The 24,216-nt window shown below is 69.6% G+C and carries 19 protein-coding genes and 1 pseudogene; 1 reads left to right on the top strand and 19 read right to left on the bottom strand.

Features of this window, described 5'->3' with window-relative positions; genetic code table 11:
- Positions 1–43: 43 nt before the first annotated feature.
- The gene (locus BLQ91_RS00850) at positions 44–2,032 is read right to left on the bottom strand and encodes a sunset domain-containing protein (RefSeq protein ID WP_090094649.1); all 1,989 of its coding nucleotides are present in this window, start codon (positions 2,030–2,032) and stop codon (positions 44–46) included.
- A gap of 145 nt (positions 2,033–2,177) precedes the next feature.
- On the opposite strand from BLQ91_RS00850, the gene rarD reads away from it, so the two are divergent.
- A complete protein-coding gene (gene rarD, locus BLQ91_RS00845) occupies positions 2,178–3,107 on the top strand; it encodes an EamA family transporter RarD (RefSeq protein WP_245732920.1) in 930 nt (309 codons plus the stop codon).
- On the opposite strand, the gene BLQ91_RS00840 is transcribed toward rarD, so the two are convergent.
- The 18 genes and pseudogenes from BLQ91_RS00840 to BLQ91_RS00755 form a co-directional block, all read right to left on the bottom strand.
- Entirely contained in the window at positions 3,104–4,069 is a 966-nt protein-coding gene (locus BLQ91_RS00840) for a polyprenyl synthetase family protein (protein WP_245733207.1), read from the bottom strand. The two genes, rarD and BLQ91_RS00840, sit on opposite strands and share 4 nt — an antisense overlap.
- A 55-nt stretch (positions 4,070–4,124) precedes the next feature.
- Entirely contained in the window at positions 4,125–5,702 is a 1,578-nt protein-coding gene (nuoN, locus tag BLQ91_RS00835; RefSeq protein ID WP_090094646.1) for an NADH-quinone oxidoreductase subunit NuoN, read from the bottom strand.
- 1 nt (position 5,703) lies between these two features.
- Positions 5,704–7,272, bottom strand: a complete 1,569-nt coding sequence (locus BLQ91_RS00830; RefSeq protein WP_090094645.1) for an NADH-quinone oxidoreductase subunit M — start codon at positions 7,270–7,272, stop codon at positions 5,704–5,706.
- Positions 7,269–9,206: an NADH-quinone oxidoreductase subunit L gene (nuoL, locus tag BLQ91_RS00825; RefSeq protein WP_090094644.1), complete on the bottom strand. Its 1,938-nt coding sequence runs from the start codon at positions 9,204–9,206 to the stop codon at positions 7,269–7,271. Before nuoL ends, BLQ91_RS00830 begins: the two co-directional genes overlap by 4 nt.
- 10 nt (positions 9,207–9,216) lie before the next feature.
- Entirely contained in the window at positions 9,217–9,516 is a 300-nt protein-coding gene (nuoK, locus tag BLQ91_RS00820; protein ID WP_030473209.1) for an NADH-quinone oxidoreductase subunit NuoK, read from the bottom strand.
- On the bottom strand, positions 9,513–10,361 hold the full coding sequence (locus tag BLQ91_RS00815) for an NADH-quinone oxidoreductase subunit J (RefSeq protein ID WP_245732913.1): 849 nt from the start codon (positions 10,359–10,361) through the stop codon (positions 9,513–9,515). The genes nuoK and BLQ91_RS00815 overlap by 4 nt, the downstream gene beginning before the upstream one ends.
- Positions 10,358–10,873: an NADH-quinone oxidoreductase subunit NuoI gene (nuoI, locus tag BLQ91_RS00810; protein ID WP_090094643.1), complete on the bottom strand. Its 516-nt coding sequence runs from the start codon at positions 10,871–10,873 to the stop codon at positions 10,358–10,360. Before nuoI ends, BLQ91_RS00815 begins: the two co-directional genes overlap by 4 nt.
- 2 nt (positions 10,874–10,875) lie before the next feature.
- Positions 10,876–12,177 (bottom strand): NADH-quinone oxidoreductase subunit NuoH, encoded by a 1,302-nt coding sequence (gene nuoH / locus BLQ91_RS00805; RefSeq protein WP_090095895.1) that lies wholly within the window; start codon positions 12,175–12,177, stop codon positions 10,876–10,878.
- 23 nt (positions 12,178–12,200) lie between these two features.
- Positions 12,201–14,663, bottom strand: coding sequence for an NADH-quinone oxidoreductase subunit G (locus BLQ91_RS00800; RefSeq protein ID WP_090094642.1), 2,463 nt, complete (start codon positions 14,661–14,663; stop codon positions 12,201–12,203).
- The gene (gene nuoF / locus BLQ91_RS00795; RefSeq protein ID WP_090094641.1) at positions 14,660–15,958 is read right to left on the bottom strand and encodes an NADH-quinone oxidoreductase subunit NuoF; all 1,299 of its coding nucleotides are present in this window, start codon (positions 15,956–15,958) and stop codon (positions 14,660–14,662) included. The genes BLQ91_RS00800 and nuoF overlap by 4 nt, the downstream gene beginning before the upstream one ends.
- 10 nt (positions 15,959–15,968) lie before the next feature.
- The gene (nuoE, locus tag BLQ91_RS00790; protein WP_090094640.1) at positions 15,969–16,688 is read right to left on the bottom strand and encodes an NADH-quinone oxidoreductase subunit NuoE; all 720 of its coding nucleotides are present in this window, start codon (positions 16,686–16,688) and stop codon (positions 15,969–15,971) included.
- Positions 16,685–18,127: an NADH-quinone oxidoreductase subunit D gene (locus BLQ91_RS00785; protein WP_090094639.1), complete on the bottom strand. Its 1,443-nt coding sequence runs from the start codon at positions 18,125–18,127 to the stop codon at positions 16,685–16,687. Before BLQ91_RS00785 ends, nuoE begins: the two co-directional genes overlap by 4 nt.
- On the bottom strand, positions 18,124–18,876 hold the full coding sequence (locus BLQ91_RS00780) for an NADH-quinone oxidoreductase subunit C (protein WP_090094638.1): 753 nt from the start codon (positions 18,874–18,876) through the stop codon (positions 18,124–18,126). Before BLQ91_RS00780 ends, BLQ91_RS00785 begins: the two co-directional genes overlap by 4 nt.
- A complete protein-coding gene (locus tag BLQ91_RS00775) occupies positions 18,873–19,424 on the bottom strand; it encodes a NuoB/complex I 20 kDa subunit family protein (protein ID WP_090094637.1) in 552 nt (183 codons plus the stop codon). The genes BLQ91_RS00780 and BLQ91_RS00775 overlap by 4 nt, the downstream gene beginning before the upstream one ends.
- Positions 19,425–19,431: 7 nt before the next feature.
- A complete protein-coding gene (locus tag BLQ91_RS00770; RefSeq protein ID WP_030478224.1) occupies positions 19,432–19,797 on the bottom strand; it encodes an NADH-quinone oxidoreductase subunit A in 366 nt (121 codons plus the stop codon).
- Positions 19,798–20,064: 267 nt separating this feature from the next.
- Positions 20,065–21,330, bottom strand: a complete 1,266-nt coding sequence (locus BLQ91_RS00765; protein ID WP_090094636.1) for a geranylgeranyl reductase family protein — start codon at positions 21,328–21,330, stop codon at positions 20,065–20,067.
- 1,702 nt (positions 21,331–23,032) lie between these two features.
- Positions 23,033–23,203: pseudogene (locus BLQ91_RS44005) on the bottom strand (hypothetical protein); the annotation flags it as partial.
- 278 nt (positions 23,204–23,481) lie between these two features.
- Positions 23,482–24,189, bottom strand: a complete 708-nt coding sequence (locus BLQ91_RS00755; protein ID WP_090094635.1) for a demethylmenaquinone methyltransferase — start codon at positions 24,187–24,189, stop codon at positions 23,482–23,484.
- Positions 24,190–24,216: the final 27 nt, after the last annotated feature.

Raw genomic sequence — 24,216 nt, 5'->3', positions numbered from 1 at the left:
CCCCACCGAACGCGGTGGGGGCCTTTTCGCTGTGCCTCGGGGATCAGGGTGCCGGGCGGAACCCGGCCTTCTCCGCGTCGGCCTCCGTGCGGAACCACACGTCGGCCCGCGTCTCCACGAAGTTCGCGGACCCCTCGGAGTAGTAACGACGCCCGGTCAGCGTGGCCTTCACGGCGAAGTCCGCGGCCGGCGCCATGCCGTCCGACTTCGGCAGCACCGAGCCCGGACCGAACGGCGAACGCGGGTTGAAGCCCTCCGGCTGCTGGAAGCGGGCCGGTGACGTGCCGCCGCCTGCCGGGGCACCGTTCGGGCGGCCGCCGGTGGACGGCGAGAAGCCGACCGGGCGGGGACGCGCCGGGAGTGCGGGAGCGGGCTTGGGGGCCTCCTGCTTCGGGGACTCGAACGCCGCGAACGCCGGGAAGCTCTGCTGGCGTTGCGGGGTCGCGCGCCTGGCCTCGCGGATGGGCAGGCCCGCCTCGGTGTGGCGCTGGGGCAGGTGCACCGGCTCGGGTTCGGGCTCCGGCGGGGCGGCGAGCAGGGGCTCGTCGCTCGGCACGAACTTCGGGACGAACGGCTGGTCGTTCGACGTGTCCGGGAGCGCGCGGGTCTGGCCGAGAGGCGGCAGCGGCTCATCGGCGTCCAGGAGCGGCTCGAAGAGCGAGCGCGGGCGGTCGGCCACCGGTGCCGCGGGGGCCTCGGGGGCCTCCGCGTTGTGCGAGAAGGCCGCGCCCACGGCACGCGGTGTGCGTTCCGGGGCCTCGTCGGTCTCCACGCGCGGCTCGAACGCCGAGAACGGCGCGGGAGCGGGGGCCCCCGGGGCCACGAACGGCTGGGTGAACGAGCCGGTGTACTCGGGTTCGACGAACTCCTCGTAGACCGGTTCCCGATGGACCGGCTCCTGGTGGACCGGCTCCTCGCGCAGGGTGCGAGCCGGCTCGGGCTCGGCCTCCGGCTGCGGCTCCTCGGCCGGCGTCGACTCGAAGACGCCGTTGCGCACCTGCGGGGCGTCGTGGTCGATCGGCTCGATCAAACCGGTCTGCTCGGCAGGCTCCTCCGGCGGGACCTCGGCCTCGGACTCCGGCTCGGTGAAGCCGTCCAGCTGGCCGGAGATCTCGTCGCGCAGGCCGGGGTACTCGCCGGTGAGGTCGTCGTCGGGCCAGCTGCTCTCCTCGACGGCGATGAACGTCGTCTGCTCGGAGCGCGTCGGCGCGGGCTCGTCCTCCTGCTCGGCGGCCTCGTCGAGGTACGTCTCGGGCTCGTCCTGCGCCCACACCTCGCGAGGCTGGTAGACGAAGTCGTCGGTCTGCTCGACCTCGGGACCGGCGGTCGGCTGCGCCGCCGGGGCACCGGGCTCGGCGACCGGAGGGACCGTGGGCACGTACGAGGTCTGCTCGGCCGGGAGCTCCGGCTCGTCGTCGAAGTCCGCGGCCTCGAGGCCGGACTGCGACAGGACAGTCGTCTGCTCGGCCGGGGTCTCGGCGGGCACGTCCTCGGACGCGAGGCGCTCGAACAGCGACCGCGGGCGGTCGTCGTCCTCGGTGTCGGCCAGCGCCTTCTGCTCGGCCAGCTGCTCCTCGAAGCGGCGCTGCGCCTCGTCGGGCTCCAGGTACTGGCGGACCGGGGCGGAGGGCTCGTCGTGCTCCTCGGGCTCCTCCGGCTGGTCGCGGCGCTCCTCGACGACGGGAGCGGGCTCCTCGACGACGGGTGGCGGTGCGGGCGCCGCGACGGGCTCGCCGAAGTAGGCGGGCGGCTCCACGTACGGCGCGGGCGCGGGCACGGGAGCGGGCACCGGGGGTGCCGGCACCTCGTCGCTCAGCGACCGCGGCGGCGTGTCGGCCCACTCGTCGATCACGAAGTCGTCGACCGGGGCCGGCGCCGCGACGGGCGCGGACGACCGGCGGGCGTCGACAAGTTGATCATTGAGGTCGGCGATCTGCTTGCGCGCGGGGCGTACGTACACCAGCCAGGTGACCAGCGCTCCCGCAACGAAGGACAGCAGGCTCCACAGCCAGACCTGCCCGAAGATGTTCACGGGTAAGCCCCTTCTACGACCACACTCCGACCTCACTCACTCGGAAGGGTGAGCATGGCCAAACTACAGTGCCTTTGATGATGCTCCGCCACTACGCCGTTCAGCGCAAATGACGGGCGGAAAGCCCAGCGTAGAGTGGGATTTTGTGCCCCCTCTGACAACCTCTGCCAGCACTTCGCCAGAAGTTCACACCCAGGGGCGAGGGGTCACCTACGGCGTAATCGCCTACGTCCTCTGGGGTCTGTTCCCGGCGTACTGGCCACTCCTCGTACCCGCCCAGCCGGTCGAGGTGCTCGCACACCGGATCGTCTGGTCGTTCGTCGTGCTAGCCATCGTCGTCGTGGTGCTCCGGCGGTGGCGTCCTCTGCTCGACCTGTCAGGACAGGGCTGGCTCATCGTCACCGCAGCGGCCGTTCTGATCACGGTCAACTGGGGAACGTACATCTACGCCGTGAACAGCCATCATGTCGTCGAGGCCGCACTCGGCTACTTCATCAACCCGTTGGTGAGCGTGGCACTGGGCATGATCTTCCTCAAGGAACGATTGCGCATCACTCAGGTCGCGGCCATCACCGTGGCCGTGATCGCTGTGATCGTGCTCACCATCGACTACGGCCGGCTGCCGGTGATCTCGCTGGTGCTGGCCTGCTCGTTCGGCATCTACGGCCTGCTGAAGAAGAAGGTCCCGCTGGACGCGATCTCCAGCCTCACCGCCGAGAACGCCGTCGTCGCGCCGATCGCGTTGATCTACCTGCTCACGCTCGGCACCGCGAACACGTTCGCCGCGGCCGGCACCGGCCACGCCCTGCTCCTCGTCAGCACCGGCATCGTGACGGTGATCCCGTTGCTGGCGTTCGGCGCGGGTGCCCGGCTGATCCCGCTGAGCACCATGGGGATGCTGCAGTACATCGCGCCGGTCCTGCAGTTCGCGTGGGGCGTGTTCGTCGTGCACGAACCGATGCCGGCCAGCCGGTGGATCGGGTTCGGCCTGGTGTGGCTGGCCCTGACGATCTTCACCGTCGACGCGGTGCGGAACCGGCGCAAGCAGGCGCTCGCGCCGGCCAGCCGGACCTAGCGCGTGCGTTCCACCACATACGTCGCGAGTTCCTCCAACGCGTCCCGGGCGGCGCACGGCGGCAGCTTGCCCAGCTCCGTGCGGGCCCGGTCCGCGTAGTCGTCGAGGGTCTCGCGGGCCTTGTCCATGCCCGAGGACTTCCGCAGCAGCTCGAGGGCCTCGTCCACCAGCGCGTCGTCGGTGATCGGTCCCGCCAGCAGCTCGTGCAGGCGCGTCTCGGACGGGTCGGCGAGCGAGTGGAGCATCGGCAGCGTCTTCACGCCCTCGCGCAGGTCGGTGCCCGGCGTCTTGCCGGACTCGGCGGACGGGGAAGCGATGTCGATCACGTCGTCCGAGATCTGGAACGCGGCCCCGATCACCTCGGCGTACCGGCGCAGGGCGTCCGTCTGCTCGTCGGTCGCGTCGGAGAACATGCCGCCGAACAGCGCCGCGGTGGCGATCAGGACGCCGGTCTTCTCCTCGATCACCTTGAGGTAGTGGGAGATCGGGTCCTCGCCGGGCTGCGGGCCGACGGTCTCGCGCATCTGGCCGGTCACGAGGACCGAGAACGTCTCCGCGATGATCCGCGCCGCGTCCGTCCCCAGGTCGGCGGTCAGCCGGGACGCGTGGGCGAACAGGAAGTCGCCCGTCAGGATCGCGATGCTGTTGTCCCACTTGACGTTCGCGGAGACCGCTCCGCGCCGCATGGTCGCCTCGTCCATGACGTCGTCGTGGTAGAGCGTCGCGAGGTGGGTGAGCTCGACCACAGTGGCGGCCTTGATGACCTTGTCCCGGTCCCAGTCGGCGCCGAACTGCGATGCGAGCAGTGTGAAGAGCGGGCGGATCCGCTTCCCGCCCGCCTCCACAAGGTGAAGCGAGGTTTCCGTGACCGGGTGGAACTCGCTCTGCACGACGTCGTGCAGGTTGCGCTCCACCTCGGCCAGGCCGTCCTGGACTACCTCGGTGAGCACGGGGTCCACCAACGCGAACCCCGGTCCCTCATGCTCGCTACTGGTCACACCAGCAGACTACGTACACCTAGCTGAGGAAGGTGCCGGTACCCGCCCAATCGAGCACGAAGGTGGGCCACAGACCGAGCACCAAGGTCACGACGGCGCCCAGCGTGATCGCGATCGTGGTGAACGCGCCGGGCACCGTGACGGTCGGGCCGTCCGGGGCCGGGTCGCTGAAGTACATCAGCACGATCACCCGCAGGTAGAAGAACGCCGCCACGGCCGAGGCCACGAGGGCGATCACCACGAGCGGCGTCAGACCGGCGTCGATCGCCGCGCTGAACACGACGAACTTGCCGATGAAGCCGGACGTCAGCGGGATGCCGGCCAGGGCCAGCAGCAGGAACGTGAAGACGCCCGCCACGATCGGCGACCGCTTGGCGAGACCCGCCCACTGCGACAGGTGCGTCGCCTCGCCGTCCGAGTTGCGGACCAGCGACACGATGCCGAACGCGGCGATCGTGGTGAAGCCGTACGCCAGCAGGTAGAACATGGTCGCGCTCACACCGGGGGCGTCGCCCTCGGGGGTCAGCGCGATCGAGCCGATCAGCAGGAAGCCCGCGTGCGCCACGGAGGAGTACGCGATCATGCGCTTCACGTCGGTCTGGGTGAGACCCAGGACCGCGCCGATCACCATCGACACGACCGCGACGCCGTAGAGCACGCCGCGCCACTCCCACTGCGTGTTCTCGAACGCCACCGTGAGCACGCGCAGGATGCCGCCGAACGCGGCGACCTTGGTGCAGGCCGCCATGAACGCCGTCACCGGCGTCGGAGCGCCCTGGTACACGTCCGGGGTCCAGGCGTGGAACGGACCGACGGCCGCCTTGAACAGCAGACCCACCACCAGCAGGCCGAAGCCCGCGAACAGCAGCGTGTCGGAGCGGTCCGTGCCGCCCGCGGCGGTCGCGATGGCCGAGAGCTTCACCGAACCCGCGTAGCCGTACAGCAGAGCCACGCCGTAGAGGAAGAACGCGGAGGCGAACGCGCCGAGCAGGAAGTACTTCACGGCCGCTTCCTGCGAGAGCAGGCGGCGGCGGCGAGCCAGGCCGCACAGCAGGTACAGCGGCAGCGACAGGACTTCCAGCGCGATGAACATCGTCAGCAGGTCGTTCGAGGCGACGAACGTCATCATGCCGCCGAGCGCGAACAGCGTGAGCGGGAAGATCTCGGTCTGCATGCCGGTCTTCGTCGCCTGCGCGCGGTCCTGGATCGTGCCGGGGCGGATCGCGGCCTGCGCCACGAACGCACCGCCCGGCTCCACCGAGCGGTCGGCCATCAGCAGCACCGAGCCGAACCCGAGCACCAGCAGCGTGGCCCACAGGAAGAGCGACGGCGAGTCGACCGCGATCGCGCCCGCCAGCGTCGCCACGCCCTGCTCGGGACGCTCCGACGTCGCGTAGAGGATCAGCGCACCGGTCGCGCCGACCAGCGTGACGAGCGTCAGGACGAGCTGCACGGCCCAGCGCTGGTGCTTGGGCAGCAACGCTTCCAGCAGCACGCTGATGCACGCGGCACCGAGCACGACCAGCAGCGGCGCGATGGCGCCGTAATCGATCTCCGGCGCCTCGATCGTCTGCGCCTGAGCGACGAGAAGGTTCACGTCACTTGCCTTCCTGCACGGTGACCGGGTCGGTCACGCCGACCTCGGTCAGCGTCGCCCCGACAGTCGGGGTGATGACGTCGAGCACCGGCTGCGGGTAGAACCCGAGTGCCAGCACGATGACAACGAGCGGTGCCAGCACGGCGATCTCGCGCTTGGTGAGGTCGCCGATGGCGGTCTTGCGCTCCGGGTCGCCGACGGCGCCCGGACCGGCCGCGGCGCCGATGAGGGCGTCGCCGCGCAGCGGGCCGGTCATGATCCGCTGGTAGAGCCACAGCACGTAGAGCGCCGCGAGCACCATGCCGACCGTTGCGATGATCGTGAACACCGGCTGCGTCGGGAAAGAGCCGATCAGCACCAGGAACTCCGAGACGAACGAGTTCGTGCCCGGCAGCGACAGGGTGGTCAGACCGGAGAGCAGCAGCATGCCGGCGAGCAGCGGCGCCACCTTCGACATGCCGCCGTAGTCGGAGATCTGCGACGAACCACCGCGCGCGATCACCATGCCGATCACCAGGATCAGCATGCCGGTCGAGATCGAGTGGTTGAGCATGTACGACACCGAGCCCACGCCGGCCTGCGACGTGAACGAGAAGATGCCGAGCGCGATGAAGCCGAAGTGCGCGATCGAGACGTAGGCCAGGAACCGCTTCATGTCCCGCTGGCCCGTGGCGAGCAGCGATCCGTAGAGGACACCGGCCACCGCGAGCACGAGCACGAACGGCGCCAGGTTCTTCGACGCCTCCGGGAACATCGGCAGCAGGTAGCGCAGCATGCCGAACGTGCCGACCTTGTCGAGGATGCCGACGACGATCACCGTGACGCCGATGGGCGCCTCGGCGGCCGCGTCGGGCAGCCAGGTGTGGAACGGCACGAGCGGCGCCTTGATCGCGAACGCGAGGAAGAAGCCGAGGAACAGCCAGGTCTGCGTCGTCGAGTCGGCGTCGCGGACCACGGTCACGAGCGTCGCCCAGTCGAACGTGCCCTTGCCCAGCTCGTCCGACGCCATCGCGTAGGCGCCGATCGCGGAGGCCAGCATGATCAGGCCGCCGAGGAACGAGTACAGGAAGAACTTGACCGCCGCGTACTGCCTGCGCGCGCCGCCGTAGCCGCCGATCAGGAAGTACATCGGGATGAGCATGACCTCGAACAGCACGTAGAACAGGAAGACGTCGGTGGCGGCGAACACCGCGACCGTCACGGCCTCCTGCACGAGGATCAGCGCGAGGTAGCCGCCCTGCGAACGGCCGGCGGGCAGCTTCTCCGCCCAGCCCGCGCCGATCACCAGCGGGATCAGCAGCGCGATGACCGCGATCATCACCAGCGCGATGCCGTCGATGCCGAACGACAGCCGCACGCCGAACGCCGGGATCCAGTCGACGCCCGAGGCGAGCTGGATGCGCTCGCCGTCCGGGTCGTAGGCGGTCCACAGCAGAACGGCGAGCACGAGCTCCACGAGCGAGATCGCCAGTGCGGCGAGCTTGGCCGTGCGGTCGTTCTTGCGCAGGAACGCCACCACCAGTGCGCCGACGAGCGGCACCACCATGAGTGCGATCAGAACCCAGCTCACGAGAACCTCACCACCAGGAGCGCCCCGAGCACGAAGATCGAGCCCAGCAGCATGGACAGTGCGTAGGAGCGGACGAACCCGGTCTGCAGCCTGCGCAACCGGCCGGAGCTACCGCCGAGCAGCGCCGCGGTGCCGTTGACCACACCGTCGACGCCCTTGAGGTCGAGGTACACCAGCGCGCGCGTGAGCCAGGTGCCCGGCCGCGCGAAGAGGGCCTCGTTCAGTGCGTTGCCGTAGAGGTCCGCACGGGCCGCGCGCACCGGGAACGACACCCGCTCCGGCCGCTCGACCGGCTGCTTGCCGCGGCCGAAGAGCAGGAACGCGAGGCCGGCGCCGACGAGCGACAGGGCGACGGTCAGGATCCCGACCATGCCGTGCGACAGCACGCCGTGCGACTCCTGCAGTTCGCCCAGCGAGGGCTCGAGCCACCCGGCGAGACGGCCACCGGAGGAGAGGAACCAGCCACCGGCGACGGAGCCGACCGCGAGGATGATCATCGGAACGGTCATCGACAGCGGGGACTCGTGCGGGTGGTAGTCCTTGCCGTTCTCCGCCTTCAGGTCCTTCCAGCGGGGCTTGCCCAGGAAGACCAGGATCAGCAGGCGCGTCATGTAGAACGCGGTCAGCGCGGCACCGAGCAGCGCGACACCGCCGAAGACGTACCCGCGCCAGCCCTCCGCGCCGAACGCCGCCGCGATGATGGCGTCCTTCGAGAAGTAGCCCGCGAACGGCGGGATGCCGATCAGCGCGAGGTAACCGAGCGTCCACGTGACGAAGGTGATCGGCAGGAACTTGTAGAGCCCGCCCATCCGGCGGATGTTGCCCTCGTCGTTCATGCCGTGCATGACCGAACCGGCACCGAGGAAGAGCCCGGCCTTGAAGAAGCCGTGCGTCAGCAGGTGCATGATGCCGAGCGCGTACCCGATCGGGCCGAGGCCCACCGCGAGGATCATGTAGCCGATCTGCGAGACCGTCGAGTACGCCAGGACCTTCTTGAAGTCGTCGTAGGCGCAACCGATGACGCAGCCGATCAGCAGCGTGACGCCACCGATGATCATCACGACCAGGCGGCCGTCCGCGCTCAGGTTGTAGAGCGGGTTCGAGCGGGCGATCAGGTACACGCCCGCGGTGACCATCGTCGCCGCGTGGATCAGGGCGGACACCGGGGTCGGGCCGGCCATCGCGTCCGGCAACCAGGCCTGGAGCGGGAACTGGCCCGACTTGCCGCAGGCGCCCAGGAGCAGCAGCAGCGTGATCGCGAGGACCTCGGCGGAGGAGAACTCGCTCACCCGCGCGAAGACCTCGGTGTACTGCGTGCTGCCGAGGCGGTTGAACATCAGGAAGATCGCGATCGCGAGGCCCAGGTCACCGACGCGGTTCATCAGGAAGGCCTTCTTGGCCGCCGATGCCGCTTCCGGCTTGTACTGGTACCAGCCGATCAGCAGGTACGAGGCGAGACCGACGCCCTCCCAGCCGAAGTACAGGGTCACGAAACCGTTGCCCAGCACCAGCAGGAGCATCGCCGAGACGAAGAGGTTGAGGTAGGCGAAGAACTTGCGCCTGCCCTCCTCGTGCGCCATGTAGCCGATCGAGTAGATGTGGATCAGCGAGCCCACACCGGTGATCAGCAGCACGAACGTGAGCGACAGCGGGTCGAGCCGCAGTCCGAACTCGACGGTCAGCGCGTTGACGTCGATCCAGTTGAACAGGTGCAGGTTCTGCACCCGTTCCTCGGGGTTCGACACACCGAGCGTCGAGAAGAACAGCGCGAGCGCGTAGCCGAACGACGCCAGCAGCGTGGCGCTGCCGAGCAGGTGGCCCCACCTGTCCGCGCGCCGACCACTGACCAACAGCACCGCCGCGCCGAACGCGGGCAGCGCCAACAGCAACCAGGCGAAGCTCGCGACCCCGCTGGCGACAACAGGTTCCGTCACCGGTGACCCCTCAGTACTTCAGCAGGTTCGAGTCGTCGACCGAGGCCGAGCGACGCGTCCGGAAGATGGACATGATGATCGCGAGGCCGACGACGACCTCCGCCGCGGCGACGACCATCACGAAGAACGCCATCACCTGACCGTCGAGCGAGCCGTTGATCCGCGCGAACGTCACGAGGCTCAGGTTGACCGCGTTGAGCATGAGCTCGACGCACATGAAGACCACGATGGCGTTGCGCCGCACCAGGACACCGACGGCGCCGATGCTGAACAGCAGTGCCGACAGCAGCAGGTAGTACGTGGGAGTCACGACTCACTTCCCTTGAGCGCGTGCGAGTCCGGCTGGTGACCGGTGCCCGCGACCTCGGAGACGTCGTCCGAGAGGGCGGACCTGTCGGTCGCCTCGATGACGTCGAACAGCGACTCCTCCGCGACGCTGCCGTCGGGCAGCAGGGCGGGGGTGGCCACCGAGTTCGCGGTGGCGAAGACACCCGGGCCGGGAATGGACCCGACCCGCTTGCCCTCCTGGAAGCGCTCCTCGACGAGTTCCTTCTGCGTCTTCTTGGCGGGCTTCCCGTCGCGGCCGACGAACGCCAGGATCATCGCGCCGAGGGCGGCGGTGATCAGCAGCGCCGAGGTGAGCTCGAACGCGAAGAGGTACTCCGTGAAGAGCTTCGTGCCGATGTTGCCGACGTTGCCGCCGTTGGTGGTGTTCGCCTCGGCCAGGCCGGCGGACTGCACCGAGGTGAGCGCGCGGGCGATCGAGGCGACCATCAGCACGGCGAAGCCGATGCCGAGCAACGCGGCCGCGAGCCGTTGCCCGCGGATGACCTCGACCACGGAGTCCGAGCTGTCGCGGCCGACCATCATGAGCACGAACAGGAACAGCATCATGATCGCGCCGGTGTAGACGATGATCTGCACGAAGCCGAGGAACGGCGCCTGCTGGACCATGTAGAGCACACCGAGGCTGAGCATCGTCACGACGAGCCACAGCGCGGAGTGCACCGCGTTGCGCGCGAAGAGCATGCCGAGCGCGCCGGCCAGCGCGAGCGGGCCGAGCACCCAGAACGAGATCGCCTCGCCGGTGGTGACGGTGTCGACCGCGCGCTGCACCGGTTCCGGCTGCTGGGCGAGGAACGCGAGGAGGCTCACTGCTGGGCCTCCTTGGCGAGCCGCGGACCGTTCACGTAGTAGTCCTGCTCGTTCTCGCCGAGCCGCATCGGGTGCGGCGGCTGCTCCATGCCGGGCAGCAGCGGGGCGAGCAGGTCCTCCTTCGTGAAGATCAGGTCCTGGCGGTTGTCGTCGGCCAGCTCGTACTCGTTCGTCATCGTGAGCGAACGGGTCGGGCAGGCCTCGATGCACAGGCCGCAGCCGATGCAGCGCAGGTAGTTGATCTGGTAGTCGGCACCGAAGCGCTCACCGGGTGAGTAGCGCGCCTCCTCGGTGTTGTCGCCACCCTCGACGAAGATCGCGTCCGCGGGGCAGGCCCACGCGCACAGCTCGCAGCCGACGCACTTCTCCAGCCCGTCCGGGTGCCGGTTCAGCTGGTGACGACCGTGGAACCGCGGCGCGGTCACCTTCTTGACCTCGGGGTACTCCTCCGTCACCACCTTCTTGAACATGGTGCCGAAGGTGACGCCGAAGCCTTTCAGGGACTCGAACATCCCTACTCAGCCTCCTTACCGGTGGTGACTGCCTTCGCGGTGTCGTCGGCAGGGATGGTGGCAACCTTGACCTTGCGCTTGGGCGCTGACTTGGGGACCGCGAGGTCGAGCGGCGGGACGGGGAAGCCCGAACCCGCGAGCGGAACGCCCTTGGAGTCCTGGACCTTCTTGTCCGGCAGCAGGAACGAGACCAGCAGCACGAGGCCGACGACCACGCCCAGCGCGATGAGCCGCTGTGCCGTGGAGAGCTGCTGGATCGCACCGGTGCGGATGACCGCGACGGCCATGATCCAGACGAGGCTGGTCGGGACCAGCACCTTCCAGCCCAGGCGCATGAACTGGTCGTAGCGCATGCGGGGAAGCGTGCCGCGCAGCCAGATGAACAGGAACAGGAAGGCCAGCGTCTTGATGATGAACCAGAGCAGGCCCCACCAGCCGGTGTTCATGAAGTCGCCGCTCCACGGGGCGTGGTAGCCGCCGAGGAAGAGCGTCGTCGCGAGCGCCGAGACGGTCACCATGTTCACGTACTCGGCGAGGAAGAACAGCGCGAACTTCAGCGAGCTGTACTCCGTGTGGAAGCCACCGACGAGCTCCGACTCGGCCTCGGGGAGGTCGAACGGGGCGCGGTTGGTCTCGCCGACCATCGACACGACGTAGATCGCGAAGCTGGGGAAGAGCAGCAGGCCGAACCAGCCGGGCGCGAACCCGAGCACGGTGGACGCCTGCGCGCCGACGATGTCACCGGTCGACATCGAGCCGGTGAACATGATCACCGCGACGATCGACAGGCCCATCGCGATCTCGTAGGAGATCACCTGCGCGGCCGACCGCAGCGCGCCCAGCAGCGGGTACGGCGAGCCGGAGGCCCAGCCGGACAGCACGATGCCGTAGACGCCGATCGAGGAGCAGGCGAGCACCACGAGCACGCCGACCGGGAGGTCGACGAGCTGCAGCGCGGTCTGCTCGCCGAACAGGTTGACCTCGCCCGCGAGCGGGATCACCGAGAACGCGAGGAACGCGGGGATGCAGGAGATCACCGGCGCGAGGAAGAACACCCACTTGTCCGCGAGGACCGGACGGATGTCTTCCTTGAACGCGAGCTTCAGACCGTCCGCGAGCGACTGCAGCCAGCCGTTCGGGCCGACCCGGTTGGGGCCGGGGCGGTGCTGCATCCGGGCGACGACCTTGCGCTCCCAGTTGATCATGAACAGCGTCATGACCACGAGGAACGCGAAGATCGCGACGACCTTGACCAGGATCAGCCAGATCGGGTCGTCCGCGAGGAGCTTGGCGGTCTCGCCGATCTCCGCTGCGACGAACTGCTGGGTCATGACTTCACCCCAAGAGAAGATCCACCGCTGACGGAGACGATCGAGCCGTGACCCGCGCCGAGCGTGGCACGGACGGTCACGTCACCCGAGTTGGTGGGCAGCCAGATGACGCCCTCGGGCAGGTCGTCGGTCTCGACCGGGAGCGTGATCGCACCGCGCTCCGTGGAGACCGTCACGTGGCCACCGGTCTCCAGGCCGAACTGCGCCGCGGTGGTCTTCGCGACCTTCGCGACGACAGGGCGGGCCGTGCCGGCGAGGTGCGGCTCGTCGACCTGCAGCGAACCGTTGCCGATCAGGCGGTGCCACGTGGCGAGCACGGCCTTGCCGGGACCGGCCGGGGACACCAGCGGCGCGGCGACGTTCAGCGAGGAGCCGGTGACGGCTCCCTCGCCGAGGCGGGCCAGGTCGGCGGCCGAGGCGGCGGGCGTCTGCGTGAACAGGTCCGCGTCCATCTCCACCGCGAGGGTGTCGAGCACGCGGCAGTCCGGCAGCGAACCGGTGCCCTCGAGCGTGGTGCCGAACTCGCGGCGGCGGCCCTCCCAGTTGAGGTAGCTGCCCGCCTTCTCGACCGCCGGGGCGATCGGGAGCACGACGTCCGCGTGCGCGGTGACCGCGCTCGGCCGCAGCTCCAGGCTCACGATGAAACCGGCTCCCGCCAGGGCCTTCTCGGCCAGCGCGGGGTCGGGCAGGTCGAACGGGTCGACGCCGCCCACCACCAGGCCGGACAGCTCACCGCTCGCGGCGGCCTCGAGGATGCCGGTGGTGTCGCGGCCGGGCGTCGCGGGCAGCGAGCCCTCCTCGACGCCCCAGGTGCGCTCGACCTCCAGGCGCGCCGCGGCGTTCGCGACGTGACGGCCACCGGGCAGCAGGTTCGGCGTGGCACCGACCGCGAGCGCACCGCGCTCACCGGCGCGGCGCGGGATCCACGCGACCCTGGCACCGGTGCGCTCGGCCAGCCGGGCGACCGCGGTGAACGTGCCGGGGACCACCGCGGCGCGTTCGCCGACGAGGATCACCGCACCGGGCTTGGACAGCAGCTCGACGACGTCGGCCGCGTGGTCCGGCAGCGCGTTGATCGCGTTCGCCTCGGCACCGGGCACGCAGGCGAGCAGCGTGCCGAGCGTCTTCTCCACGGCCGGGGTCGTGAACTGGCCGAGGTGGAAGACCTTGGTGCCCTTGCGGGCTGCCTTGCGCAGGCGCAGGAAGACGATCGGCGCCTCTTCCTCCGGCTCGAACGCGACCAGCAGCGCGGCCGGTGCGGACTCGATGCCCCCGAAGGTGACGCCGTTGTCCGGGTTGGTGAACACCGTGGTGCCGGACAGGAACTCCAGCTCCTCGGCGCTGTGCGGCCGGGCGCGGAAGTCGATGTCGTTGGTGTGCAACGCGATCCGGGCGAACTTCGAGTACGCGTAGGCGTCCTCGACGGTCAGCCGGCCACCGGTCAGCACGCCGACGCCGTTCGCCTCGCGGGCCGCCGTCAGACCGGCCGCCGCGACCTGCAGCGCCTCGGTCCAGGACGACTCGCGCAGCTCACCGGTCTCCCGGTCGCGCACCAGCGGCCGCTTGATGCGGTCGGCCGTCGTGGCGTAGCGGAAGGCGAACCGGCCCTTGTCGCAGATCCACTCCTCGTTGACCTGCGGGTCGTCGCCGGCGAGCTTGCGCTGCACCTTGCCGCGCCGCCAGTCGGTGCGCTCGGCGCACCCGGAGGAGCAGTGCTCGCAGACGCTCGGCGTCGACACGAGGTCGAACGGACGGGCGCGGAACCGGTAGGCGGCGCTGGTGAGGGCACCGACCGGGCAGATCTGGATGGTGTTGCCGGAGAAGTACGACTGGAACGGCTTCTCCGGCGCCGTGCCGATCTGCTGCAGCGCACCGCGCTCCAGCAGCTCGATGAACGGGTCGCCGGCGATCTGCGCGGAGAACCGGGTGCAGCGCTGGCAGAGCACGCAGCGTTCGCGGTCGAGCAGCACCTGCGTGGAGATGTTGATCGGCTTCGGGAACGTGCGCTTGCGCTCGTGGAAGCGGGAGTCGCTGCGGCCGTGGGCGATCGCCTGGTTCTGCAGCGGGCACTCACCGCCCTTGTCGCAGACCGGGCAGTCCAGCGGGTGGTTGATGAGCAGCAGCTCCATCACACCCTGCTGGGCCTTGTCCGCGACCGGCGAGGTCAGCTGGGTCTTCACGACCATGCCGTCCGCGACCGTCATCGTGCAGGAGGCCTGCGGCTTCGGCATCGGCCGGCCGCCCATCTCGACCTCGACGAGGCACTGGCGGCAGGCGCCCGCGGGCTCCAGCAGCGGGTGGTCGCAGAAGCGCGGGATGACCGTGCCGAGGCGCTCGGCGGTGCGGATCAGCAGCTCTCCCTTGGGAGCGACCACCTCCACACCGTCGATGACGAGCTTGACGTGGCCCTCGGGCACGACGAGCTCGGTTGCGTTGGGCTTGTCAGGCGCGATGGTCATGCGTTCGCTCCAGCCAGGACAGTGCTAGCCCCGATTTTGGAGGAGTTCTCGTGGCACAGGGCCAGGAACTCGTCCTTGAAGTACTTGATGCCACTGGTGATCGGGCTGACGGCACCGTCACCGAGCGCGCAGAAGGAACGGCCGAGGATGTTGTCGCAGACGTCGAGCAACGTGTCGATGTCGCTCGCCGTGCCGTTGCCCGCCACCATCCGCTGCAGGATCTGCACGAGCCAGTACGTGCCCTCGCGGCACGGCGTGCACTTGCCGCACGACTCGTGCTTGTAGAACTCCGTCCACTTCATGACGGCCCACGGCACGGACACGGTCTCGTTGAAGATCTGGATCGCGGTCGTGCCGAGCATCGAGCCCGCCTCGGCCGCGCCCTCGAAGTCCAGCGGCACGTCGAGGTGCTCCGCCGTGAACAGCGGGGTGGACGAGCCACCCGGCGTCCAGAACTTCAGCGGGATGCCGTCCTTCATGCCACCGGCCATGTCGAGCAGCTGCCGCAGGGTCGTGCCCATCGGCGCCTCGTACTGGCCGGGGCTCGTCACGTGGCCGGACAGCGAGTAGATCTTCGGACCGGGCGACCGGTCGCGGCCCATCGCGCGGAACCAGTCGGCGCCACCGTTGACGATGAAAGGAACCGACGCGATCGTCTCGACGTTGTTCACCACGGTGGGCGACGCGTAGAGACCCGAGGTCGCGGGGAACGGCGGCTTGAGCCGCGGCTGGCCGCGACGGCCCTCCAGCGAGTCGAGCAGCGCGGTCTCCTCGCCGCAGATGTACGCGCCGGCGCCCGCGTGGACGACGACGTCCAGGTCGAACCCGCTGCCGAGGATGTCCTTGCCCAGGTAGCCCTTGGCGTACGCCTCGCGCACCGCCGCGTTGAGGCGGCGGATGCAGTGCAGGACCTCGCCGCGGACGTAGATCGCCGCGAAGTTCGCACGGATCGCGTACGACGTGATGATCACGCCCTCGATCAGCGAGTGCGGGTCCGCCATCATCGTGGGGATGTCCTTGCAGGTCCCCGGCTCGCCCTCGTCGGCGTTGATGACGAGGTAGTGCGGCTTGCCGTCGCCCTGCGGGATGAAGCCCCACTTCATGCCGGTGGGGAACCCCGCGCCGCCGCGGCCGCGCAGCCCGGAGTCCTTGCACTGCTGGATGAGCTGGTCCGGGTGGGCCTTCAGCGCCTTGGGCAGGGCGGTGTAGCCACCGGTGCGCTCGTAGGTCTCGATCGTCCAGGACCGGGGCTCGGTCCAGCGCTTGGTGAGGACGGGAGTCAGCGGGTCGACCATCTTGTGCCCCCTACTTCTTTTCCGGCAGGGCCGGGAACTCGGCGTTGTCCGGCATGGCCGGCGCGTCCCAGCCGCGTTCCTGGGCGATCTTCGCGCCGCGCAGCGACTCCGGAGCCGCCGACGGGCCGTCGAGGTCCGCGTCGCGGCCCTCGAAGAACCCGGCGAGCTGCAGCTCGGCCTGCTTGAAGTCGGTGAGCGGAGCGCCACGGGTGGGGTCGGGCTTCTCCCCCGCCTGCAACGCCTGCACGAGTCCCAGCGCCTTCTCGGGCGTCTGGTTGTCGTAGAACTCGTAGTTCACCTGCAGCACCGGGCCGAGGTCGCACGCGGCGAGGCACTCGGCGTGCTCCAGCGTGATCGAGCCCGGCGTGCCCGGCTCGCCCGCGGTCTCCTCGTGGCCCACGCCGAGGTGGCTCTTGAGCGTCGAGTAGATCTCGTCGCCGCCCAGCGCCGCGCACAGCGTGTTCGTGCAGACGCTCACGAGGTGCTCACCGCACGGGCGGCGCTTGTACATCGTGTAGAACGTCGCGACCGCGCTGACCTCGGCCTCGCTCAGGTCGAGCTGCCCGGCGCAGAACCGGATGCCGTCCTGGGAGACGTAGCCCTCGACCGACTGCACGAGGTGCAGCATCGGGAGCAGCGCACTGCGGGCCTGCGGGTAGCGGGCGATGATCGCCTGCGCCCTGTCCACAGCAGCCTGGTCGAACACCGTGTTCTCTGGGGCCTGAGTCATCGGTCACAACCACCCATCACCGGGTCGATCGAGGCGACGGCGGCGATCACATCGGCGACCATGCCGCCCTCGCACATCGCGGGCATCGACTGGAGGTTCACGAAGCTCGGTTCGCGGAGGTGCACGCGCATCGGCCTCGAGCCGCCGTCGGAGACGACGTGGTAGCCCAGCTCGCCGCGCGGCGACTCGACCGGCACGTACACCTGGCCCGGCGGAACCTTGAAGCCCTCGGTCACCAGCTTGAAGTGGTGGATCAGGGACTCCATGGACTGGCCCATGATCTTGCGGACGTGCTCGAGCGAGTTGCCCATGCCGTCGCTGCCGATCGTGAGCTGCGCGGGCCACGCGATCTTCGCGTCTTCGACCATCACCGGACCGGTCGGCAGGCTCTTCACGACCTGCTTGATGATCTTCAGCGACTGGTGCATCTCCTCGAGGCGCAGCAGGTACCGCGCGAAGCAGTCCGCCGCGTTCGAGGTGGGCACGTCGAAGCTGTAGTTCTCGTAGCCGCTGTACGGCTCGATCTTGCGCAGGTCCCAGGCGAGGCCGGCGGAGCGCAGGATCGGGCCGGTGATGCCGAGCGCGAGGCACGCGTCGACGGGCAGGTAGCCCACGCCCGCGAGGCGGTTGCGCCAGATCGGCTGACCGGTGAGCAGCTTGTCGTAGTCCGGCAGCCGCTTTTCCATGACCTTGACGAACGCGGTGATCTTCTCGACCGCGTCGGACGGCAGGTCCTGCGCGAGGCCGCCTGGCCGGATGAACGCGTGGTTCATCCGCAGGCCGGTGAGGTGCTCCAGCAGGTGTAGGGCCTCTTCGCGCTCGCGGAAGCCGGAGGTCATGCCGGTGAGGGCACCGAGCTCCATGCCTCCGGTGGCGAGCGCGACGAGGTGCGAGCTGATGCGGTTGATCTCCATCAGCAGCACGCGGATCGCCTGCGCCTTGTCCGGCACCGTGACGCCGAGCAGCTTCTCGACGGCCATGCAGTACGCGGCCTCGTGGTGCAGCGGCGCGAGGTAGTCGGTGCGCGTGACGAACGTGACGCCCTGGACCCAGTTCCGGTACTCGACGTTCTTCTCGATACCGGTGTGCAGGTAGCCGATCACGCTGCGGGCGTGGGTGACCGTCTCGCCCTCGAGCTCCAGCACCAGGCGGAGCACGCCGTGGGTCGAGGGGTGCTGCGGGCCGAGGTTCATGACGATGCGCTCGTCGTGGACCGCGTCCGCGAGGACCTCGTCCCAGTCGCCGCCGGTCACCGTGTAGACGGTGCCCTCGGTGGTCTTGCGGGAGTCCGCGACCTCGGGGGCCTCGGTGGTCCCGTTGGTCCCCACGGAGTCCGCGACCTGCGGGGCCTCGGTGCGGGTCTTGACGTCGTCCGTGCTGTCGCTACCGGTCGCGCTGGTGTTGGTCCCGGTGGTGACGTCGGAAAGTCGCTCGGTCATGAGTAGGACCGCCTCTGGTCCGGCGGAGGGATCTCCGCGCCCTTGTACTCCACCGGGATGCCGCCCAGCGGGTAGTCCTTGCGCTGGGGGTGGCCGTCCCAGTCGTCCGGCATGAGGATGCGGGTCAGTCCGGGGTGACCGTCGTAGATGATCCCGAACATGTCCCAGGTCTCGCGCTCCTGCCAGTCCGCCGTCGGGTAGACCTCGACGAGGCTCGGCACGTGCGGGTGCTCGACGTCGACCGCGACCTCCAGCCGGATGCGGCGGCGGTACGTCATCGACGTCAGGTGCGTGACCGAGTGCAGGCGCTGCGGCACGTCGGCGCCGTAGTCCACACCGGACACCGAGCTGCAGAGCTCGAAGCGCAGCGCCGGGGTGTCGCGGCAGATGCGCGCCACCTCCAGCAGCGTCTCCGGCCTGAGGTAGAAGGTGATCTCGCCGCGGTCGACCGTCACCTGCTGCACCGTGTCGGCGGGCAGGCCCTTGTCGGCGATGGCGGCGAACAGCTCGTCCGCGACCTCGTCGAACCAGCCGCCGAACGGGCGCTCGGACGGAGCGGCCACGTGGGCGGGCAGGCGCAGGCCGCCGAAGCCGGACGTGTCACCGGAGCCGGTGACGCCGAACAGGCCCTGGCGCTCCTTGCCCGCGAGGATCGGCGCCTTGGCCTTCGCCTCGTCCGGGTTGGTCTTCTCGAGGTCTTCTCCCGCGCGGTTGTTGACGCTGGAGTGCTCGCCCCCTGGCTCGGTCACTTCTTCCTCGCAAAACGCTCGGACGACGGGATGAGATCGGTGCGGTGGCCCGAGTCGGCGAGCGCCTTGGCGCGCACGGCGCCCAGCGGCTCGTCCATGATCTTGGCGTGGATCTTGAGGATCGCGTCCATCAGCATCTCCGGCCGCGGCGGGCAGCCCGGCAGGTACATGTCGACGGGCACGACGTGGTCGACGCCCTGCACCACCGCGTAGTTGTTGAACATGCCGCCGCTGCTGGCGCACACGCCCATGGCCAGCACCCAGCGCGGCTCGGGCATCTGGTCGTAGATCTGCCGCAGGACCGGCGCCATCTTGTTGGTCACGCGACCCGCGACGATCATCAGGTCCGCCTGGCGCGGTGAGGCGCGGAAGACCTCCATGCCGAAGCGGGCGAGGTCGTAGCGCGGACCACCCGTCGTCATCATCTCGATGGCGCAGCAGGCCAGGCCGAAGGTGGCAGGCCAGAGCGAGGACTTGCGGGTCCAGTTGACCAGCTTCTCGACGCTGACCAGCAGGATGCCGTTCGGGAGCTTCTCCTCGAGACCCATGACTTCCTCAGTTCCAGTCGAGGCCGCCGCGACGCCACACGTAGACGTACGCGAAGCCGACCGTGGCGACGAACAGGACGATCTCCACCAGCCCGAACAGGCCGAGCTTGTCGGCGGCCACGGCGAACGGGTAGAGGAAGACCATTTCGATGTCGAACAGGATGAACAGCATCGCCGTCAGGTAGTAGGCGACGGGCATGCGCCCTCCGCCCACGACGGGCTGCGGGCTCGGCTCGATGCCGCACTCGTACGCGTCGAGCTTCGCCTTGTTGTAGCGGCGGGGTCCGATGTAGGGAGCTGCGGTCACCGAGAACAGTGCGAACGCCCCGGCAAGCGCGAACATCAATACGAGGGGGAGGTAAGGGTCAAGCACGCTCCGTCGTCCTTTCCTCGCGTGTCGAGGCGCACCCTAAGGGTGTAGATCCGCCAGTCGTTTGTTAGGCAGACCTAACAAACGCTTGTGAAACAGTTCACAAGCTTGATCACACTGTTGTGAAGCGATTCACAAGCTCGATCGCCAGTGTAGAACGCCTGTAAATGACCTAGGTCACAGGGTCTGACCTGGGGGTTTAACGTGGGGGCAACATACGAAACGGCACCGGCTCGTATTGAGCCGGTGCCGTCACCTATTCGGAGTAATTCAAGCAGTCGGCGCGAGCTTCGTCGCGGCCACGATCAGCTTGTCCATTGCGTCGCCGTCCTTGGGGTCGTAGAGGCCCGCCAGGAGCTTGAGCACGAGTTTCATCAGGCGTTTCCGCGGCATTCCGTACTTCGTTGCGGTCCGCATGATCGCCGGGTTGCCGATGAGCTTCGAGAAGACGTTCCCGAGCCGGTAGTAACTGCCGAGCGCCTCCTCGATCCGGACCGGGTAGCCGTGCAGCGCCCGTTCACGGTTGACGCCGGTCCGCGCGAGGGCCTGGACGATCGACTCGCTCGCGATCTTGGCCGACTCCATGGCGTAGCCGATGCCCTCGCCGTTGAACGGGTTGACCATGCCGCCGGCGTCGCCGACGAGCACGAGCCCGGCCCGGTAGTGCGGCTTGCGGTTGAGACCCATCGGCAGCGCGGCGCCACCGATGCGGCTCGTCGCGTTCTCCTCGCGGAAGCCCCACTCCTCCGGCGTCGCGTCGAGCCAGCTGCGCAGGAGCTGGCGGTAGTCGGTGGTGCCGTAGGCCTTCGAGGTGCTGAGGATGCCCAGGCCGACGTTCACGCTGCCGTCGCCCATGCCGAAGATCCAGCCGTAGCCGGGCAGCAGCTGGCCGTCCGGCGCCCACAGCTCGAGGTGCGACTCGAGGTAGTCGTCCTTGGTGCGCGGGCTGTTGTAGTACCGGCGGACCGCGACGCCCATGGGCTTGGCGTCGTCCTTCTGCAGGCCGACGGAGAGGGCGAGCCTGGCGCTCACCCCGTCGCAGCCCACGACGATCGGGGCCCGGTAGGTGACCGGGTTCCTCTCCGGCCCCTGCTTGCCCTCCACACCCACGACCCGGCCGTTCTCGACGATGGCCTTCGTGACGGTCGTGTGCTCGTGCATGCGCGCGCCGGCAGCCTTCGCGGCGTTCGCGAGCATCTCGTCGAAGTCCATGCGCGGGCGGACCACGCCGTAGTTCGGGAAGGTCGCCAGGTCCGGCCAGTCGAGCTCCATCGTGACGCCGCCGCCGACCACGCGCAGACCCTTGTTGTGCAGCCAGCCGTTGCTTTCGCGGGTGTCGATGCCCAGGTCGATGAGCTGCTTGACGCCCCGGGGGGTCAGGCCGTCGCCGCAGACCTTCTCCCTGGGGAAGGTGCTCTTCTCCAGCAGGAGGACGTCGAGGCCCGCCCTGGCCAGGTAGGTCGCCGCGGTCGAGCCCGCGGGTCCCGCGCCCACCACGATGACGTCGGCGTCCTCGTTGATCCCGCGCCTGCTCATCCAGACTCCCTAACGTGTGCCGTGACTCCTCCGCGACTCTAACCGGAGTCCGCTGAGACCAGCGCCGCCAGTCGCCGCCGCAGGTCGGGCGCGCGGTGGTCGCCGCGTTCCTCCAGCACCCGCAGCGCTTCCGCCAGCACTCCAGCGCCCGCGCGGTGTCGCCGAGGTGCCGCAGGGACTCGCCGAGGGTGTCGAGCCGCAGCGCGTGGTTGCGGGGGTTGTCGTGGTGGTCCTCGCGGGCCAGCGCCCGTTCGCACAGCTCGACGGCTTCGGCGTGGGCTCCCGCGACCTGCCTCGCCCGTGCCATCGCCTGCCACGCGAAGCTCCGGTGGCTGTCCGTGTCGCCGAGCAGGCGGAGGCTCCGTTCCGCGTGCGCGAGCGCTTGTTCGTGATCACCGAGACCCGCGTGCGCCCCGCTGAGGCAGAACTCGATGAAGCTGCGCATCCGGCCGCCGCTGGGATCGGCGGCGAGCGCTCCCGCGAGGTGCGGCAGCGCCTCGGCGTGCCGTCCGGTCTCGAGGTCGAGCCAGCCCAGGTGGACCAGCGCCTCCGCGACCAGTTCCGCGTCGCCGAGCTCGCGGGCGGTCGCGAGGGTGGCGCGGTAGACCTCGGCGGCGCGCGACCAGTCGCCGACCGTGCTCAGCATGTGCCCGAAACTCAACGCCACCAGGCACTCCGCCCGTTTGTCGCCGAGCACCGCGGCGGCGCGCACACCGATGCCGCACACCTCCAGCGCCTCGTCGAACCGGCCGAGGAGTGCCAGGTACGCGCACGTGATGTCGGCGAGCAGCACCGCGATCCCCGGCAGGCCGTGGCGCTCCGCGGCCCGCACGTACGCGGTGGCGTTGCCGAACTCGGCGTCCGCCCAGGCCCAGGCGTCCTCCGTGCTGCCGAAGTGCTGCTCCAGCCGGGTGCCGGTGGCCACCCGAGCACCCGCGTGCAGATCGGCGCGGTCTGGGAAGAGCGTCAGGAACGCCTTCCTGGCGTGGTGGGCGACCCAGTCGAGCAGCCGGTGCACCGCCTCGTCCCGGTCCTCGTCCCGCTCGGCGAGGTCCGCGGCGTACGCCCGGAGCAGGTCGTGGCAGGTGTACCGGTCCTCGCCGGCCGGTTCGACCAGGTGCTGGGCGGCGAGGCCGGCCAGCAGCGTGCGCGCGGTGTGCGGTTCGACGTCGCACAGCACGGCGGAGGTGAGCACGCCGAAGCTCTCCACCGGCAGCAGCCCGATCCGCCGGAACAGCAGCGCCTCCTCCGGCCGCAGCCGCCGGTAGGACCAGTCGAACACGGTGCGCACCGCCTGCTGCTCGTCGTCCGGGACGCTCAGCACCTCCCACCGCTGCGCCCGCAGTTCCGCCACGAGCTGCGCGACCGTGAGGTGCGGGGTGGTGGCGACGCGCCCCGCCGCGATCCGCAGCGCCAGCGGCAGCCGTGCGCACGCGTCGACCAGTTCGGCGACGGCGGCGGTCTCGGCCGGACGCTTCAGCACCGCGCCGACCAGCTCCCGCGCCTCCTCGTCGCTGAGCAGCGGCAACGGGATGCGCACCGCTCCCTCGCCGATCTCCAGCCCCACCAGGTCGGACCGGCTCGTCACCACCACGCAGCCGGGGCCGGCGGGCAGCAGCGGGCGCAGCTGCCCGGCGCCGTTGGCGTTGTCGAGCACGACCAGCACGCGCCGGTCGGCCAGCAGCGACCGGTACAGCGCGGCGCGGGCCTCCTGGCGCGGCGGGACCCGTTCCGGCGGGATCCCGAGAGCGACGAGGAAGTCGGCCAGGACGTCGCCGGAGGCGACCGGTCCGCCGGGCCCGTAGCCGCGCAGGTTCACGTACAGGGTGCCGTCGGGGAAGTGCCGCTGGGCCTCCCGCGCCCACCTGAGCACCAGGGACGTCTTGCCCACCCCCGCGGTGCCGACCACGGCGGCGAGCACGGTGATGCCGGTGTCGAGCGCGGTGGTCAGCCGGTCGAGGACAGCCAGGTGCCCGGTGCGGCCGACGAAGCCGGGTGAGGCGAACGGCAGCTGCCTCGGAACCGCCGGCCGGTCCGGTACCGCGCCCACGGACAGGTGCGCGACGTACGCCGCCTGCACGGCGTTGCCGTGGTTCTCACCGAGGTCGTTCGTGTGCACACGACCCAGTGTGACGTGGTCCGGCGGTCAGATCAGCCGTCGTTCCGGGTGACCTTCGGCTTCGTGGCGCGGTGCAGCGCCACCATGCCGCCGGTCAGGTTGAACCAGGCCACGTCCTCCCAGCCCGCCTGCGAGATGAGCTCGCCCAGCGCGCGCTGGTCCGGCCAGCTGGCCATGGATTCGGCCAGGTAGGAGTAGGCGACCGGGTTCGAGGACACGAACCTCGCGATGAGGGGGAGGAGTTTGAGCAGGTAGCGCATGTAGACGAAGCGGAACGGCCTCCACACCGGGGTGGAGACCTCGCAGATGACCATGCGGCCGCCCGGCTTCGTCACGCGGGCCATCTCGCGCAGGGCCGCGACGGTGTCGTTGAAGTTGCGGATGCCGAACGAGACGGTGACGGCGTCGAAGGACTCGTCCTTGAAGGGCAGGCGGAGGGCGTCCGCGGCCACCTTCGGGACTCGGCGGTGGGAGCCCGAGGCGAGCATGCCCACGGAGAAGTCCGCCGCCACGCACCAGGCGCCCGAGGCGGCGTACTCGACGGTGGAGACGGCGGTGCCCGCGGCGAGGTCGAGGACCCTCTCGCCGGGGCGGGCGTCGAGGACCCGCCTGCTCCACTCCCGCCAGCGGCGGTCGAAGCCCAGCGTCATGACCGAGTTCGTGCGGTCGTAGCCCTTGGCCACGCCGTCGAACATCTCGGCTACCTCGCGGGGGTTCTTGTCCAGGCCGGCTCGCGACATGCTCCCAGACTAGGTCAGGGTCGCCGA

Source organism: Lentzea jiangxiensis (assembly GCF_900104175.1).
GTDB lineage: Bacteria > Actinomycetota > Actinomycetes > Mycobacteriales > Pseudonocardiaceae > Lentzea > Lentzea jiangxiensis.
The sequence above is the reverse complement of the archived record's forward strand: the minus strand, read 5'-3'. Positions and strand labels throughout refer to the sequence as shown.

What these genes read in the sequence shown, in the direction of transcription:
- nuoI (WP_090094643.1), bottom strand. Translation starts at nt 10,873, where the DNA reads ATGTTCGAGTCCCTGAAAGGCTTCGGCGTCACCTTCGGCACCATGTTC.
- BLQ91_RS00800 (WP_090094642.1), bottom strand. Translation starts at nt 14,663, where the DNA reads ATGACCATCGCGCCTGACAAGCCCAACGCAACCGAGCTCGTCGTGCCC.
- nuoF (WP_090094641.1), bottom strand. Translation starts at nt 15,958, where the DNA reads ATGGTCGACCCGCTGACTCCCGTCCTCACCAAGCGCTGGACCGAGCCC.
- nuoE (WP_090094640.1), bottom strand. Translation starts at nt 16,688, where the DNA reads ATGACTCAGGCCCCAGAGAACACGGTGTTCGACCAGGCTGCTGTGGAC.
- BLQ91_RS00785 (WP_090094639.1), bottom strand. Translation starts at nt 18,127, where the DNA reads ATGACCGAGCGACTTTCCGACGTCACCACCGGGACCAACACCAGCGCG.
- BLQ91_RS00775 (WP_090094637.1), bottom strand. Translation starts at nt 19,424, where the DNA reads ATGGGTCTCGAGGAGAAGCTCCCGAACGGCATCCTGCTGGTCAGCGTC.
- BLQ91_RS00765 (WP_090094636.1), bottom strand. Translation starts at nt 21,330, where the DNA reads ATGAGCAGGCGCGGGATCAACGAGGACGCCGACGTCATCGTGGTGGGC.
- BLQ91_RS00755 (WP_090094635.1), bottom strand. Translation starts at nt 24,189, where the DNA reads ATGTCGCGAGCCGGCCTGGACAAGAACCCCCGCGAGGTAGCCGAGATG.